Annotated in this window: 17 protein-coding genes; all 17 read right to left on the bottom strand. The window is 33.6% G+C overall.

Going from position 1 to position 14,044, the window contains the following annotated elements:
• Positions 1-2 precede the first annotated feature (2 nt).
• On the bottom strand, positions 3-1,082 hold the full coding sequence (locus tag LNP81_RS26385; RefSeq protein WP_194618393.1) for an HlyD family secretion protein: 1,080 nt from the start codon (positions 1,080-1,082) through the stop codon (positions 3-5).
• 12 nt (positions 1,083-1,094) lie between these two features.
• Positions 1,095-2,414: a TolC family protein gene (locus LNP81_RS26380; RefSeq protein ID WP_230040556.1), complete on the bottom strand. Its 1,320-nt coding sequence runs from the start codon at positions 2,412-2,414 to the stop codon at positions 1,095-1,097.
• Positions 2,404-3,033, bottom strand: a complete 630-nt coding sequence (locus LNP81_RS26375; RefSeq protein WP_230040553.1) for a TetR/AcrR family transcriptional regulator — start codon at positions 3,031-3,033, stop codon at positions 2,404-2,406. Before LNP81_RS26375 ends, LNP81_RS26380 begins: the two co-directional genes overlap by 11 nt.
• A 140-nt stretch (positions 3,034-3,173) precedes the next feature.
• Complete coding sequence (locus tag LNP81_RS26370) at positions 3,174-3,491, bottom strand: type II toxin-antitoxin system RelE/ParE family toxin (RefSeq protein ID WP_230040551.1); 318 nt, start codon at positions 3,489-3,491, stop codon at positions 3,174-3,176.
• Positions 3,482-3,724: a hypothetical protein gene (locus LNP81_RS26365; RefSeq protein WP_072963719.1), complete on the bottom strand. Its 243-nt coding sequence runs from the start codon at positions 3,722-3,724 to the stop codon at positions 3,482-3,484. The genes LNP81_RS26370 and LNP81_RS26365 overlap by 10 nt, the downstream gene beginning before the upstream one ends.
• 298 nt (positions 3,725-4,022) lie before the next feature.
• Entirely contained in the window at positions 4,023-4,784 is a 762-nt protein-coding gene (gene trpA / locus LNP81_RS26360) for a tryptophan synthase subunit alpha (RefSeq protein WP_230040549.1), read from the bottom strand.
• A gap of 249 nt (positions 4,785-5,033) precedes the next feature.
• Positions 5,034-5,771 (bottom strand): carbon-nitrogen hydrolase family protein, encoded by a 738-nt coding sequence (locus tag LNP81_RS26355; protein ID WP_230040547.1) that lies wholly within the window; start codon positions 5,769-5,771, stop codon positions 5,034-5,036.
• 8 nt (positions 5,772-5,779) lie between these two features.
• Complete coding sequence (locus LNP81_RS26350; protein WP_065451408.1) at positions 5,780-6,100, bottom strand: gamma-glutamylcyclotransferase family protein; 321 nt, start codon at positions 6,098-6,100, stop codon at positions 5,780-5,782.
• A 151-nt stretch (positions 6,101-6,251) separates the two neighbouring features.
• Complete coding sequence (gene trpB, locus LNP81_RS26345; protein ID WP_073395348.1) at positions 6,252-7,433, bottom strand: tryptophan synthase subunit beta; 1,182 nt, start codon at positions 7,431-7,433, stop codon at positions 6,252-6,254.
• A gap of 12 nt (positions 7,434-7,445) precedes the next feature.
• On the bottom strand, positions 7,446-8,078 hold the full coding sequence (locus tag LNP81_RS26340) for a phosphoribosylanthranilate isomerase (RefSeq protein WP_487318663.1): 633 nt from the start codon (positions 8,076-8,078) through the stop codon (positions 7,446-7,448).
• A gap of 16 nt (positions 8,079-8,094) precedes the next feature.
• On the bottom strand, positions 8,095-8,634 hold the full coding sequence (locus LNP81_RS26335) for a hypothetical protein (protein ID WP_230040543.1): 540 nt from the start codon (positions 8,632-8,634) through the stop codon (positions 8,095-8,097).
• Between the two features lie 10 nt (positions 8,635-8,644).
• Positions 8,645-9,424 carry an indole-3-glycerol phosphate synthase TrpC gene (gene trpC, locus LNP81_RS26330; RefSeq protein WP_230040541.1) on the bottom strand — a complete coding sequence of 260 codons (780 nt, stop codon included), beginning with the start codon at positions 9,422-9,424 and terminating at the stop codon, positions 8,645-8,647.
• A gap of 74 nt (positions 9,425-9,498) precedes the next feature.
• Positions 9,499-10,491 carry an anthranilate phosphoribosyltransferase gene (gene trpD, locus LNP81_RS26325; RefSeq protein WP_230040539.1) on the bottom strand — a complete coding sequence of 331 codons (993 nt, stop codon included), beginning with the start codon at positions 10,489-10,491 and terminating at the stop codon, positions 9,499-9,501.
• Positions 10,492-10,591: 100 nt separating this feature from the next.
• The gene (locus LNP81_RS26320) at positions 10,592-10,999 is read right to left on the bottom strand and encodes a GNAT family N-acetyltransferase (protein ID WP_230040537.1); all 408 of its coding nucleotides are present in this window, start codon (positions 10,997-10,999) and stop codon (positions 10,592-10,594) included.
• 76 nt (positions 11,000-11,075) lie between these two features.
• Positions 11,076-11,642 carry an anthranilate synthase component II gene (locus LNP81_RS26315; protein ID WP_230040534.1) on the bottom strand — a complete coding sequence of 189 codons (567 nt, stop codon included), beginning with the start codon at positions 11,640-11,642 and terminating at the stop codon, positions 11,076-11,078.
• An 83-nt stretch (positions 11,643-11,725) separates the two neighbouring features.
• The gene (locus tag LNP81_RS26310) at positions 11,726-12,175 is read right to left on the bottom strand and encodes a hypothetical protein (RefSeq protein ID WP_230040532.1); all 450 of its coding nucleotides are present in this window, start codon (positions 12,173-12,175) and stop codon (positions 11,726-11,728) included.
• Between the two features lie 206 nt (positions 12,176-12,381).
• Positions 12,382-13,782, bottom strand: a complete 1,401-nt coding sequence (locus LNP81_RS26305; RefSeq protein WP_230040530.1) for an anthranilate synthase component I family protein — start codon at positions 13,780-13,782, stop codon at positions 12,382-12,384.
• Positions 13,783-14,044: the final 262 nt, after the last annotated feature.

Below are 14,044 nucleotides of genomic sequence, written 5' to 3'. Positions count from 1 at the left end.
TATTATTTTAAATGTACGTCAACGTCAACATTCATTCCCGGTCTTAGTAATTTTACTTTTTCAGGATCGTTTGATTCGTCTAAACTAATTTTTACCGGTAATCTCTGAATTGTTTTTACGAAGTTACCTGTTGCGTTATCAGGAGGTAATAATGAAAAACGTGATCCTGTTGCAGGAGAAAATGAAGTTAAGGTACCTTTGAATTCGTAGTTAGGATAAGCATCTACTTTTAAGCTTACTTTTTGTCCCACAACCATTTTATTCAATTGTGTTTCTTTAAAGTTTGCTACAACCCAAGCTTCATTATTATTGATGATATAAAATAAAGATTGTCCTGGCTGAACCAATTGTCCTGGCTGAATATCTACTTTAGAAACCTGACCGTCGATTGCTGCAGTTACAACAGTATACGTTAGGTTCAAATGAGCAACATCCAACATCGTTTTAGCTCTTTTGATATTTGCAGCAGCAACTTCAGTTTGTTTATCAGAAACTTTAGATTTTGACTGAATTACTGATTTTTGGTAAGAACTTGCTCTTTGTTGTTGCTCTAAAACACGAACTTGATTTTCAGCTTCATCTTTTGCAGATAACGCTTGCTCATATTGTTGTTTTGTAATCGTGTGCGTTTTGTATAAATTATTGTAACGGTTATAATCGTTAGTAATTTGTCTCAATCTAATTTTAGCACTTTCGATAGAACCAGTTGCAGATCTCATTTGAGCATCAGAAACTGAAATATTTGCATTAGCACTTCCAATATCTGCTTTTGCAGCTTCGTATTGACCTTCAGCACCTAACAGTGCAGCATTTGCTTCATCGATTTTTAATTGGTAATCTCTTTTATCAATAGTAAATAAAGTATCTCCTTTTTTTACAAAATCATTATCTTTTACATACACTTTGCTAATATATCCAGATACTCTGGGAATAATTGGATTCATTTTTTTCTCGATCTGAGCATCATCAGTTTCTTCGTGGGCTAAGGAGTGCATGTATTTTGTTATTCCGTAAGTTCCGCCCACTAAAACCAACACGGTTAGTATAATGATGAATTTAGTATTTGTTTTTTTCTTTTCCATGAGAGCTATCGATTATATTTTAGAAAGATTGAATGATTGTGATAATTGTCCTGATACTGAAAGTAATTCGTAATATTTTTGAATAATTGTTGCCTTAGATACAGCTGTATTGATCTTAGCGCTTAATTGTTCAACATCGGCTTCAACCAAATCATTGGTATCAGCTAAACCATTGTCGAACTTATCTTTTACAAGTCTGTAATTTTCAGATGCCTGTTGAAGCGCTTCGTCATAAACTACACTTTGATTAATAGCCAGGTCATAATCTTCAATAGATTTTTGAACTTCAACTTTAATACGATCTGTCATTACAGCTTCTGTATTTTTAACTTCCAAAGCTCTGCTTTCAGCTTCTCTTACGTGAGCGCTGTTTTTGTAAATTCCAGAGATATCATAAGTTAAACCCAGACCAAAATTCATAGCATATTTTACAGTAATAATATCTTTAAGATCCAAAGCAGTATAACCACCAAGTAATGCTAGTGTAGGATAGTAAGCTGCTTTTGCCACTTTAATATTGGCTTCAGAAGCTTTTTGTTGAAAACGAATAGCTTCTAAATCTTTTCTGTTTTCCAATGCTAAAACATCAGATGTTGGTGCATTATTAGTTTTTAAATTAAAGAAATCAGCTTCATTAACCTGAAGTTTTGTACCCGGATCCAGCTTCAATAAAGTAGTCAGATAAAAGTTGATGTTATTAAGGTTGTTAGTAGCTTCATCAATAGATAATTGCGTTTTTGAAACTAGTAATTGCGACTTCAATAAATCATTTCTTGGGATGATTCCGTTTTTCTCTAATTCTATAAAATCAGTCACACGCTGTTTGGCGCTTTTTTGATTTTCATTTAAAACATCCAAAGTTTTTTGCGCTTTGTAAAGAGCTGTATAATAAGTAATAACTCTTAAAGCAACATCTTCTTTTGTTTTGGCAGCATTTGCATTTTCAGCTTCATATAAATTATCAGATGCATTAATGCTATTTTGAATTTTAAATCCTGCAAAAAGAGGTAAGCTTAGATTTGCCATTCCAATCATTGCTCTGTCAGGCGATGCTAAAGAGGCATTTTCGCCCTGATTTGGCATATCAATCGACGCTTTTGTAAGGCGTTGGTATTGTCCCGAAACTTTAATATCCGGATACTGATTGTTTTTAACTTCTTGTAATTCGTACTTTTTTGTGTTTACCTTAGTACTGGCAAGAGTAACTTCGTTACTTTTTTCCCAAGCCAACTTCACGGCTTCGTCTAAGGTTAAACTTGTTTTTTCTTGTGCTTCTATTGATGAAATTCCGATAAAGAAAATACCAAAGAGCATTAATTGATTAATTTTCATAAACAAGTAGAGCTTTTATAGTTTGTTGAATGTGCTTTGTAAGACTGGTTTTAATGTAATCATTATACATTGCTTCTGTTTTTAAATTCAGTAAATCTTCGAAGAAAGGTTTGTTCATATGAAAGTGAAAAAAGGTTCCAATAATGGTAGGCGTAATAAGCGGAATGATAACATCTTTCCTGAAAACTCCTTTGGCCTGACCCTGAGCAATAATACTCTCAACAGATTTTAGATTTCCTTTTTTTAATTCTGTAAAAGCAATAAAACTTTTCTCTCTTTTTTTTGCGTTGATTTCAAAATGCAACACTCTGAAAATCCCCTTGTTACAACTTATTCTGTTAATGTAAATTTCGATTAATTTATTGACTTTTTCAATAGGTTCGAGATTTTCCTGTAATAAATTTTCGAGTTGTAATTTTAAATCAGAAGTTTTGTAGATAATTAACGCTTCAAGCAGTCTTTCTTTAGAACCAAAATAATACGAAACCATTGCAATATTTATTTTTGCATGTTTTGAGATGTCTCGTATAGAAGTTCCTTCGAATCCTTTTTCAGAGAATAGCTTTTCAGCAACCTCAAGAATTTGAATTTTTTTATCGTTTAATTCGAAGTTTGACATGGTATTGTTTCTAATCGGGTACAAAATTAAACAAGCGTTTAAATTAAACAGTCGTTTAATTTTATTTTAACATAATATTAACAGAAAACCTTGTAGTGGTTTTATGTCTTTTTTTTGCTTAAAGATTATATGCGAACTACTTATTTTCCTAGTGAAAGCAACTGAGGATTTTGCCTTGTGTCAAAGATATTAGAGATAAATACTATGTGTTTTACTTCATCAATCCAATAAATAATTTTGTAATTTTTAAAAACTAAATATCTAAAATCTTCTATTCTTTCAGATAAAAGTTCTTCTTTTTGTCCGCCATAAGCGTTTATTTCTAAAGATAGGGATACGTCAATTATACCATTTACAAGAGTTTGAGCAAATCTGCTTCCGGCTTTAAATTTGTAATACTCAAAAATGTCTTCAAGTTTATTTTCTGCAAATTGAGTCCAATAGACAGTTAACCCCATTTTTGAATTTTAGATTTTAAATCTTTTGCAGATATAATTCTTGCATTTTTGGCGTCATCTAAAGATTGATCAATTTCTTTATTAAATTGTTCAATATTCATTGATTTCATTTCCTGATCTAAAAGTTCAACTTTTTGTTTATGAAGTAAGTTTTCGAGATGAATAACTATTTCTTCGCTTTGAAGTCTTAGAAATTCCTGAACGAAAGATATTTTGCGGGCTTCTAAATCCATGATAATTGATTTTATTCAAATGTACAAAATAATTGTAAACGTTATTAATTGGCTGCTATTTACAATGTGTTTTTAACTTTTAGAATATAGTTAACTTTTAGAGTTTTATATAAATAAAAAGGCTGAAGTATATTACTTCTAATATTATTTTAGGCTTGTATTGACTCAATATTGTTATTTCGATGGAGGAGAAATCACATAGTAACTCCGTTTCTAAAAGTAAACCCGACAGGTTTTAAAACCTGTCGGGTTTATAGTGACAATAATGATGTATTCTTTATAAATTAAAAATAGATTTTTATCGAATCTCACCAACAAATTCCTCAATTTTACCAGAACCATTCTCACTCAAATGTTTTATAAAAGCGCTTCCAATAATTGCACCTTTTGCAAATTTAGTAGCCTGATTAAAAGTTTCTTTATTCGAAATTCCGAAACCAATAATTTGTGGGTTTTTAAGGTTCATATTTGAAATTCTTTCGAAATAATCTTCCTGTACGTTTCCAAAACCTGATTGAGATCCTGTTACACTTGCAGAACTTACCATATAAATAAATCCGTTTGAAACGCTGTCGATAAAACGAATACGTTCGTCAGAAGTTTGTGGCGTAATCAGAAATACATTAATTAAACCATATTTTTCGAAAATCGCTTTGTATTCATCTGCGTAAACATCCACCGGTAAATCAGGAATAATTAATCCATCAATACCTATTTCGGCACATTTTTTACAAAAAGCCTCAACTCCGTATTGTAACATCGGATTAAAATAGCCCATAATAATCAACGGAATTTTTACGCTTTCGCGGATGTGCTGTAGCTGATCAAAAAGAATTTGAGTCGTCATCCCGTTATGAAGCGCGGTTGTAGAACTCGCCTGAATCGTTGGTCCATCAGCCAAAGGATCACTAAAAGGCAAACCAATTTCGATTAAGTCAACGCCATTTTTTTCTAAATCCTGAATAATCTGAACGGTATCATTTAAATTAGGATATCCAGCTGAAAAATAAATAGAAAGTATCTTTTTATCTTCTTGTAATTTTTGAGTTATTCTGTTCATTTCGTTTATGTTTTTTCTCCTAAGAGGTTTCCATAACCTGTTAGGTATTATTAAGTTATTTTTTCGCCACTCCCGATAGTTAAAGGGACAAAAAACTTTTACTGATTACTGCTTAAAATTTATTTCACGCAGATTTTAAAAAGATTTAAGCTGATTTGCGCAGATCTTTTTAATTAAATTTAAATCTGCTCAAATCTGCAAAATCTGCGTGAAACAAAAAACTTTTTAATCTGTGGCATTCTATTTTTTTTAAATCTTCACAACTTTGCTCGTCCAGTTATCATTTTGATTTTCTACCAATAATAATCCTGAATCTGAATCATTCATTTGCCCAATCAATTCTCCTTTATTATTCCAAAAAGCACTTTTTCCGCCAGAAGAATAACCCCAGGATTCTCCACTAAAATTAGCCATCAAAATATTCATTTTATGTTTTTGAGCGTAATGCTGTAAATCGCGATACGCATTCGGAATCCCGTTTGGTGTAAAGAAAATACTGGCGATATAAATATTAGTTGCTCTTTTACAAGCATTTTCAGGATGCAGCGGATTATCAATATCAGCACAAATGGCAAACGAAATCTTTTGATTCTCAATTGTAATCATCGGATTATAACCGAAAGAAGGAGAGAAAAACTCCTCTTCGCCTTCATGCAAAAACTGTTTCGTATAAACCGCAACCGAATTATCCGGAGAAATAACAAATTCTCCTATAAATAATTGAGATTCTACCTGAATTGGCGCGCCTGCAACAATAATAATATTATTTTCAACAGCCTGTTTTTTTAAATGATCCAATCGGGAATCGTCTTTTTTGAAAGCCAGTTTTTGAGCATGTTCTCTTTCATAACCTGTAATTGATAATTCAGGAAATGCGATTAATTGTGCTCCGTTTTCCGCAGCCAAATCGATAAGACGATAATGATCTAATAAATTAGCGTCAATATCTCCTCTTATTGGTTTTGTTTGTGCTGCTGCTAAAATCATATCGAATTTTATTTATTTTCTATATAAACCCAGGCAGCTGTTCCGGACTTCAACGTGACCTGAACTCTTTTGTAAGCATTAGATTCGAATATATCTACTTTAGCTAAATCCGAAGCCGAAATATTAAAAGCCACGCCGTGTATGGGATCTGAAGCATCTTCTGTTGGTACGGCCACGACATAATCTGCCATTCCAAATTCTTCTTCTATTTGAAGACTTTTTAGCTTGTGACCCAAAAGCTGATCTTTAGTGCCATTTAATACTTTATTAAAAAGCTGCATCTGAATTTGTTTCGATCTTAATGTTCCGTATGAGAATAACTTTGTCATAATTACTATTTTTCTCGTTTATTGTTTTTTGCGTTAGGGATAGGAGCGGTATCTCCCGATTTAGAAAAACAAGGCTTTTTAGCCGTAGTTTTTGTTAATCGGGAATTTAGCGGATAGCCCGGCCGGAGGAAACGCCCAAATTAATCTTATATTACAACTTAAAATAATCGATATAATTGTCTAAATCTTTATCGCCACGGCCAGAAAGACTGATGACTACAATATCCGTAGGTTTAAATTTCTTTTGATCTAAAACGGCAAAAGCATGCGCACTCTCAATCGCCGGAATTATTCCTTCTAATTTTGTTAATTGTAAACCTGCATTCATAGCATCATCATCGGTAACAGAGAAAAATTCTCCGCGTCCGGTTTGTGCCAAATGCGCGTGCATTGGGCCAACTCCTGGATAATCTAAACCTGCAGAAATCGAATACGGCTCCGTAATTTGTCCGTCTGGGGTTTGCATCAAAAGGGTTTTACAGCCGTGAATCACGCCCACTTTTCCTAATTTACTTGTTGCTGCGCTATGACCGCTATCAACTCCTTTTCCGGCAGCTTCAACGGCAATAATGCCAACTTCCGGCTCATGTAAAAAGTGATAATATGTTCCGGCAGCATTACTTCCGCCACCAATACAAGCGACAACATAATCAGGATTTTCGCGTCCTTCTTTTTCTTTTAACTGCCATTTTATTTCTTCGGAAATCACACTTTGAAAACGTGTCACCATATCCGGATATGGATGTGGTCCAATAGCAGATCCGATAATATAATGCGTGTCAACCGGATTGTTAATCCAGTCGCGAATCGCTTCGTTTGTAGCATCTTTTAAAGTTCTTGAACCCGAAAGAGCAGGACGAACCTCAGCGCCTAACATTTTCATACGGGCTACGTTTGGAGCCTGGCGCGCAATGTCGATTTCGCCCATATAAACGATACATTGCAATCCCATTAATGCGCAAACTGTTGCTGTTGCAACACCGTGTTGACCCGCTCCGGTTTCGGCAATAATACGTTTTTTTCCTAAACGTTTTGCCACCAAAATTTGCCCAATGGTATTATTTACTTTATGTGCTCCGGTATGATTTAAATCTTCTCTTTTAAGATAAACTTTAGTATTGTATTTTTCAGATAAACGCTTGGCAAAGTAAAGCGGACTAGGGCGTCCTACGTAATCTTTTAGCAATTGATCAAATTCTGCTTTAAAATCTGGTTCGCTGGTAATTTTTAAGTAATTCTGGCGTAATTCTTCTACATTAGGATACAGCATTTCAGGAATATAAGCTCCTCCAAATTCTCCGTAATATCCTTTTTCGTTAACGTTAAAATTCATTTTAGTCCAATTTTAAAAGTTGGCAACATCAAATTTTCGTTTGAAATTGCTAAATAGATTTTTGTTTTTAAGTCCCGGTTCGATTTCAAATTTACTATTTATATCGACTGCATAAATAGGAAGATTTGTTTTTGAAATTTCTTCGATCGCTTTTAATTCATTTATTCCGATGCCGCCGCTTAAAAAGAAGGGCTTTTTCGAAGTGTATTTTTTTAATATAGTCCAGTCAAAAGTGGTTCCGTTTCCGCCTGGTAATTTCCCTTTTGTGTCAAACATAAAGTAATCACAAACGGCTTCGAAAGGTTTTATAATTTCGAAATCAAAATTTTCATCTGCCGAAAATACTTTGATGATTTCGATTTTCTTTGGTAATTGTTTTTTTAATTCTGATAAAAATTCAACCGATTCATTTCCGTGTAACTGAACGGCTTGTAAATTGTATTTGGCTACTTTTCCAAGAATTTCGTCGTGAGTTTGATCGACAAAAACACCGACTTTTTTTATTGTTTTGATTAATTCCGGAATTTCTCCGTTAAAATATCGTGCGGACTTTTCCCAGAAAATAAATCCCATATAATCGGGTAGGAGTGCACCTACTTCGAGGATATTATCTGGATATTTCATACCGCATATTTTGAGTTTCATTGTACTTGCTTATTTTTTATTCCAGCAATTTATAAGTTAAACTGATTTCTTCTTTGTCTATGTTAAAAGAATCAATTCTAACTTTGAATATTTTGCCTTCTGTCGTTTTTATTAGAAAAATAATTCCGGTTTTTATGTTTTTTCTTTGAATTGAATATTCATTAAAAGTAAAATCTTTAATGTTTTCTAGATAATTAAAATCCCATTTTTGATTTACTAATTTTAGCTGAGAGGTTTCTTCAGGAAAAGAGTTGATTTCCGGATCTTTGGGTTCAATCCATAAATCAGCATTTTTACTTTCTTGGTTGAAATTTTCTGCTTTTTCATATGGCCTACTATTTAAAGAATAAATGAATGCATTTTGTCTTAAACTCAAAGTAACAGCTGGGTAATCTAAATTAAATGAATATTTTTCAAGAACTTCTTTGTTTATAGTAACTTTATACTCTTTGGACTTTTTATCAAATTTAATGGGTGTATTTTCCTTTGTTTGTGATATACCATTAAAAGAAATTAAGATTAAAAACATAAAACCTATAAATTTTGTTATAGTCATAGTTGCTGTTTTACAATTTGTTTATAAACTCAGTTGCTGCTTCTCCTGCGTTGTCGGTTTTCATGAAGTTTTCTCCAATTAAAAATCCGTTGTAACCGTAAGGTCTAAGTTCTGAAATCGCTTCGATAGATGAAATGCCGCTTTCGGAAACTTTCACAAAATCATTTGGAATTTGCGATGCCAATTGTTTGCTGAAATCTAAGCTTACTTCAAATGTTTTTAAGTTTCTGTTATTCACACCAATCATGTCTAGACTCGGCATAATCGATTTTTCTAACTCTTCCTGATTGTGAACTTCAAGTAAAACTTCTAAACCTAATTTCTTGGCAAATTCTGATAATGATTTTATTTCTTCGCGCGTTAAAACTGCTGCGATCAATAAAATTAAATCGGTACCAAAAGCTTTTGCTTCCAAAATTTGGTATTCATCGACAATAAATTCTTTTCGCAAAAGCGGAATATTAACGCTCGCTCTGGCCAAAAGTAAATCGTCAAGAGAACCGCCGAAATATTTTCCGTCTGTTAAAACCGAAATACCGCAAGCGCCTGCATTTTCATAACCTTTTACTACTTCTTCAACTGTAAAACTGTGATTGATTACAGATTTTGATGGAGAACGACGTTTGTGTTCTGCAATAATTCCCGTAGAACTTGTTCTTAGTTTTTGACTTAAAGAAATCGTTTCTCTTCCAAAAAATACAGAACTTTCCAATTGCGAAACCGGAATAATCGATTTTTTTAGAACGACTTCTCTTTGTTTATCAAATATTATTTTATCTAAAATATTCATGGCTGTTGTTTTACCACAAAGTCACAAAGAAGCTAAGTTAATTAGTGCAAATTCGTGAAATTTGTGTTTGTTTTTTATTTACTTAAATCTTGTAAAGTTGTCAGTGCTTTTAGCCCTTTTCCGGAGAAAAGACTTTCTTTGGCTAATTCAAAACCTTCTATTGGAGAACACTTTGTAACCGTTGCGATTGCCATTGCAGCATTGGCTAAAACCACATTATTCTGTGCTTCGGTTCCCTTTCCTGAAATGATATTGGTAAACATTTCAGCCGATTCTTCGATGGTTTTTCCGCCTTCGATTTCACTTTGCAATAAAAGTCTAACGCCAAAATCTTCCGGTTTTAGCATGCCTTCCATATGTGATGTTATCGTTTTGGTTGGACCGGTTAAAGAGATTTCGTCATATCCGTCAAGCGAATGTAAAATGGTAAAATTGATATCGGTATTTTGATATAAATAAGCATACATTCTGGCTAATTCAAGATTGAAAACACCAACCAATTGATTCTGTGGGAATGATGGATTTACCATTGGCCCCAACATATTAAAGAATGTTTTTACCGCTAATTCTTTTCTGATTGGTCCAACATTTTTCATTGCCGGGTGAAATAGGGGAGCGTGTAAAACACAGATTCCGGCTTTGTCAATACATTTTTCTAAAAACGAAGCGTCATTACTGAATTTAATTCCCATTTTTTCCATCACGTTGCTTGATCCTGAAATCGAAGAAACTCCGTAATTTCCGTGTTTGGCTACTTTTATTCCCGCTCCGGCGGATATGAATGAAGCTAAAGTCGAGATGTTGAAAGTATCTTTTCCGTCACCACCCGTTCCACATAAATCGATGGTGTTGTAAGCTGATAAATCAACACGAACGCATAACTCTAATAAAGCTTCACGAAATCCCGAAAGTTCATCGATTGTAATGCTTCGCATCATAAATACGGTCAAAAATGCCGAAATCTGGCTCGGATTGTATTGACCGCTTGAGATATTAATCAATACGTTTTTTGCCTCTTCTTTTGAAAGGACTTCGTGGTTGATTAATTTATTTAATATATTTTTCATTCTTTTTTAAGGTTCTAAGTTGCTAAGGTACTGAGATGCTAAGTTTTTTTACTGAGACTGTAAACTGTAAACTGTAAACTGTGACTGAGACTGATAACTGTTAATGTTCATTCCCCTGATAAATCCACATGGGTTCTGTTTTTCCGGCTCTTTCAAATCCATTTTTCTTGTAGAAATCAACTGATCTTCCGTCGGCGGTTAACATTTGCATGTGAAAGTGACTGTATTTCTCCTGCATTTTATCCATAATCAATTTTCCAATTCCTTTTCCCTGATATTCCGGAAGTACTAATAAATGCGGATAATAAACCGTTAAAAATCCATCAGAAATCGCATTCCCCAGTCCGACTAATTTTTTTCCTTCCCAAGCCGTAATTAAAGTTTCTGAATTGGTAAGAGCATTGTATAATTCGTTTGGTTTATTAGCCGAACTCCATTCGTTTGCTTTATATAAAATCAGTATATCTTCGATATTGATTTCTTTGGTTGCTGAAATAGTTATTTCCATTTTTTAAGGTTCTAAGTTGCTAAGGGACTAAGGTTCTAAGTTTTTTGAAACTGTAAACTGTGACTGATACTGAATACTAACTATTAATCCAGTTTTCTAAAATCAATTTTCCTTTTGGAGTTAAAACGCTTTCCGGATGAAACTGAACACCTCTTACGTCAAAAGTTTTATGTCTTAAAGACATAATTTGTCCGTTTTCGTCTATTGAAGTAGCTTCAAGAGCGTCTGGTAAATTAGCGTCTACAACCCAGGAGTGATAACGTCCCACTTCGAATTCATTGCCTAAACCTTCAAACAAAATTTCATCGGAAACTACTGTTTTTACATTCGTTGCAACACCGTGGTACACTTTGTCAAGATTCGAAAGTGTTCCGCCAAAAACTTCTCCAATCGCTTGTTGACCTAAACAAACGCCAAGAATACTTTTTGTTGGTGCATATTTTGCAATCACCGCTTTTAATAATCCTGCTTCATCCGGGATTCCAGGACCTGGAGAAAGTAATATTTTATCGAACGAAGCTATTTCGTCAATTTCGAATTCGTCATTTCTGTATACGGTAACTTCGCAGTTTAAATCTTCCAAATAGTGCACTAAATTATAAGTGAAACTATCGTAATTGTCTATAACTAATATTTTTTTCATTTTTTTTGAGTTGCTAAGTTGCTAAGAATCTGAGTTACTAAGTCCTCAAACTGAGACTGTAAACTGAGACTGAAAACTAATTTTTATTTTTCTCGAACGTATTTTTCTGTAATGATTCGATCGATTCCTAATTTTTCTACTTTTTCGACCCCTTTTTGAGTTAATGTGTCATTTTTGATTTTCACTACAAACTCAAATTTTCCATTTTCCCACTGACGGTTGTTGAAATATTCCAGATTTTCAGTATAAATACTGTCTTTCAAAGTATATTTTCCGCCTCCTCCAAAGAATACTGCATTTGTCGAATCTTTACCATTGTTTAAATCATGATTGAAAAAGGCAAAATGAGTATCATTTATAATTTTAATCATTTTAGTTTTTGAATTGAAAGTCGAGAAAGTTGAATCTTTCTCAGTAGTTTCTGCTGATATCAAACGCCAGGTTCCTGTTAACGGAAGTACGTTTGATTCTTTCTTTGTTTCACATGAAGCGAATAATAAAATTGCAATCAAAAAGGGAATTATATTTTTCATAATTTTTTGGTTTATGTTTTTATGGTTTGTTTCAGGTTCTACCAATCTTTGTCCCAACGGTTGAAACCGTTGGCTATGTTTATATGGCATTCCTTTATATATTTGCTTTTCAAACATTGCCCGAGGTTTCAACCTCGGGAGACATATTGCTAATCATGCTTTGTTCTTTCCCTACGACTGAATACTAAGAAGCTGAACACTGATTACTATATTTTCTCGGCCATTTCCAGCGCTGTATTCAATGCTCTTAATTTATTATAAACTTCCTGCATTTCACTTTCTTCGTCAGAACTCGCTACGATTCCGGCTCCGGCCTGACAATGTAATTGGTGATTTTTACTCAGGAAAGTTCGAATCATAATTGCGTGATTAAAGTTGCCTTCAAAATCCATGAAACCAATTGCCCCTCCGTAAAAATTACGATTCGTTTTTTCGTAATCTTCAATCAATTGCATCGCTCTGTGTTTTGGTGCGCCGCTTAACGTTCCTGCTGGGAAAGTATCTGCAACTACTTGCATTGTGGTAGCTTTTTCATGTAAATGACCTGTAACTTTAGAAACCAGGTGAATTACATGCGAGAAAAACTGAACTTCTCTATATTTTTCTACGTTTACATCATGACCATTTCGGCTTAAATCATTTCTGGCTAAATCGACTAACATTACGTGTTCACTATTTTCTTTTTTATCTTCAGAAAGTTGTTTGGCTAAAACCGCATCGCGTTCGTCATTTCCGGTTCTTTTAAAAGTTCCGGCGATGGGATGAATTTCGGCTTTTCTGTTTTTTACGATAATTTGTGCTTCGGGCGAAGACCCAAATATTTTGAAATCTCCATAATCAAAAAAGAATAAATAAGGAGATGGGTTGATGCTTCTTAAAGCTCTGTAAACATTAAATTCATCACCTTTAAAGCCTTGTGTAAAACGGCGAGAAAGTACTAATTGAAAAACATCTCCACGGAAACAATGCTTTTTGGCTAAAGCCACATTATGCTTAAATTCCTCATCGGTTAAGTTAGAGAAACCTTCACCTTCTTTAGAGAATTTGTATGATGCAATATTTCTGGATTGTAATAATTGTTCGATTTCTGAGATATTATTTTTTCCTTCTACGCTGTGGCAGAAAATATACGCTTCGTTTTTGAAGTGATTGATCGCGATAATATTTTGGTAAACCGCATAAAAGACATCCGGAATTAAAGTTGCCGTATCTTTTTTTGCAATCGAAACCTTCTCGAAATAACGAACAGCATCGTAAGAAATGTATCCGAATAAACCATTATTGATGAATTTAAAATCGTTTTTTTCTGATTGAAACTGACTTGAAAATTCCTGAATTACCTGAGGGATATTGGTAGAAGCATCGATTGCAATTTGCTCTGTTGTTCCGTCAGGAAAAGTTTTTGAGATGATTTCATTTTCGATTTTAATCGTTGCAATCGGGTTGCAGCAGATGTAGGAGAAACTGTTATCATTTCCGTGATAATCACTACTTTCCAGTAATAAACTATTTGGGAATTTATCTCTTATTTTAAAATAAATACTTACCGGTGTGATCGTATCTGCCAGAATTTGTTTGTAGTGTGTGTTGAGTATAAAAGGTTTCAAAGTATGTTGTTTTTGATTTTTAATATTTTCTTACTTGAGTTTTGACAAAAAAAAAGGGCTTGTCGTGATGACAAGCCCTTTATATTTATAGTTTTACAGTACCATAGGAAGCTTCGTTCACGACGTTTGACGTAAATTCTTCCACCACCAAGTATTGTTCATTAATGTTTTCATTTCTTTATTTTGATGTGACAAAGATATAAATGTAATTTGGATTAGAATACATAAAATTTCAAAAAAATCTTTTCTAAATTTTAAAATT

It is taken from the genome of Flavobacterium piscisymbiosum, from assembly GCF_020905295.1.
Taxonomy (GTDB): Bacteria; Bacteroidota; Bacteroidia; order Flavobacteriales; family Flavobacteriaceae; genus Flavobacterium; species Flavobacterium piscisymbiosum.
This window is presented reverse-complemented; position numbering and strand designations above follow the sequence as displayed.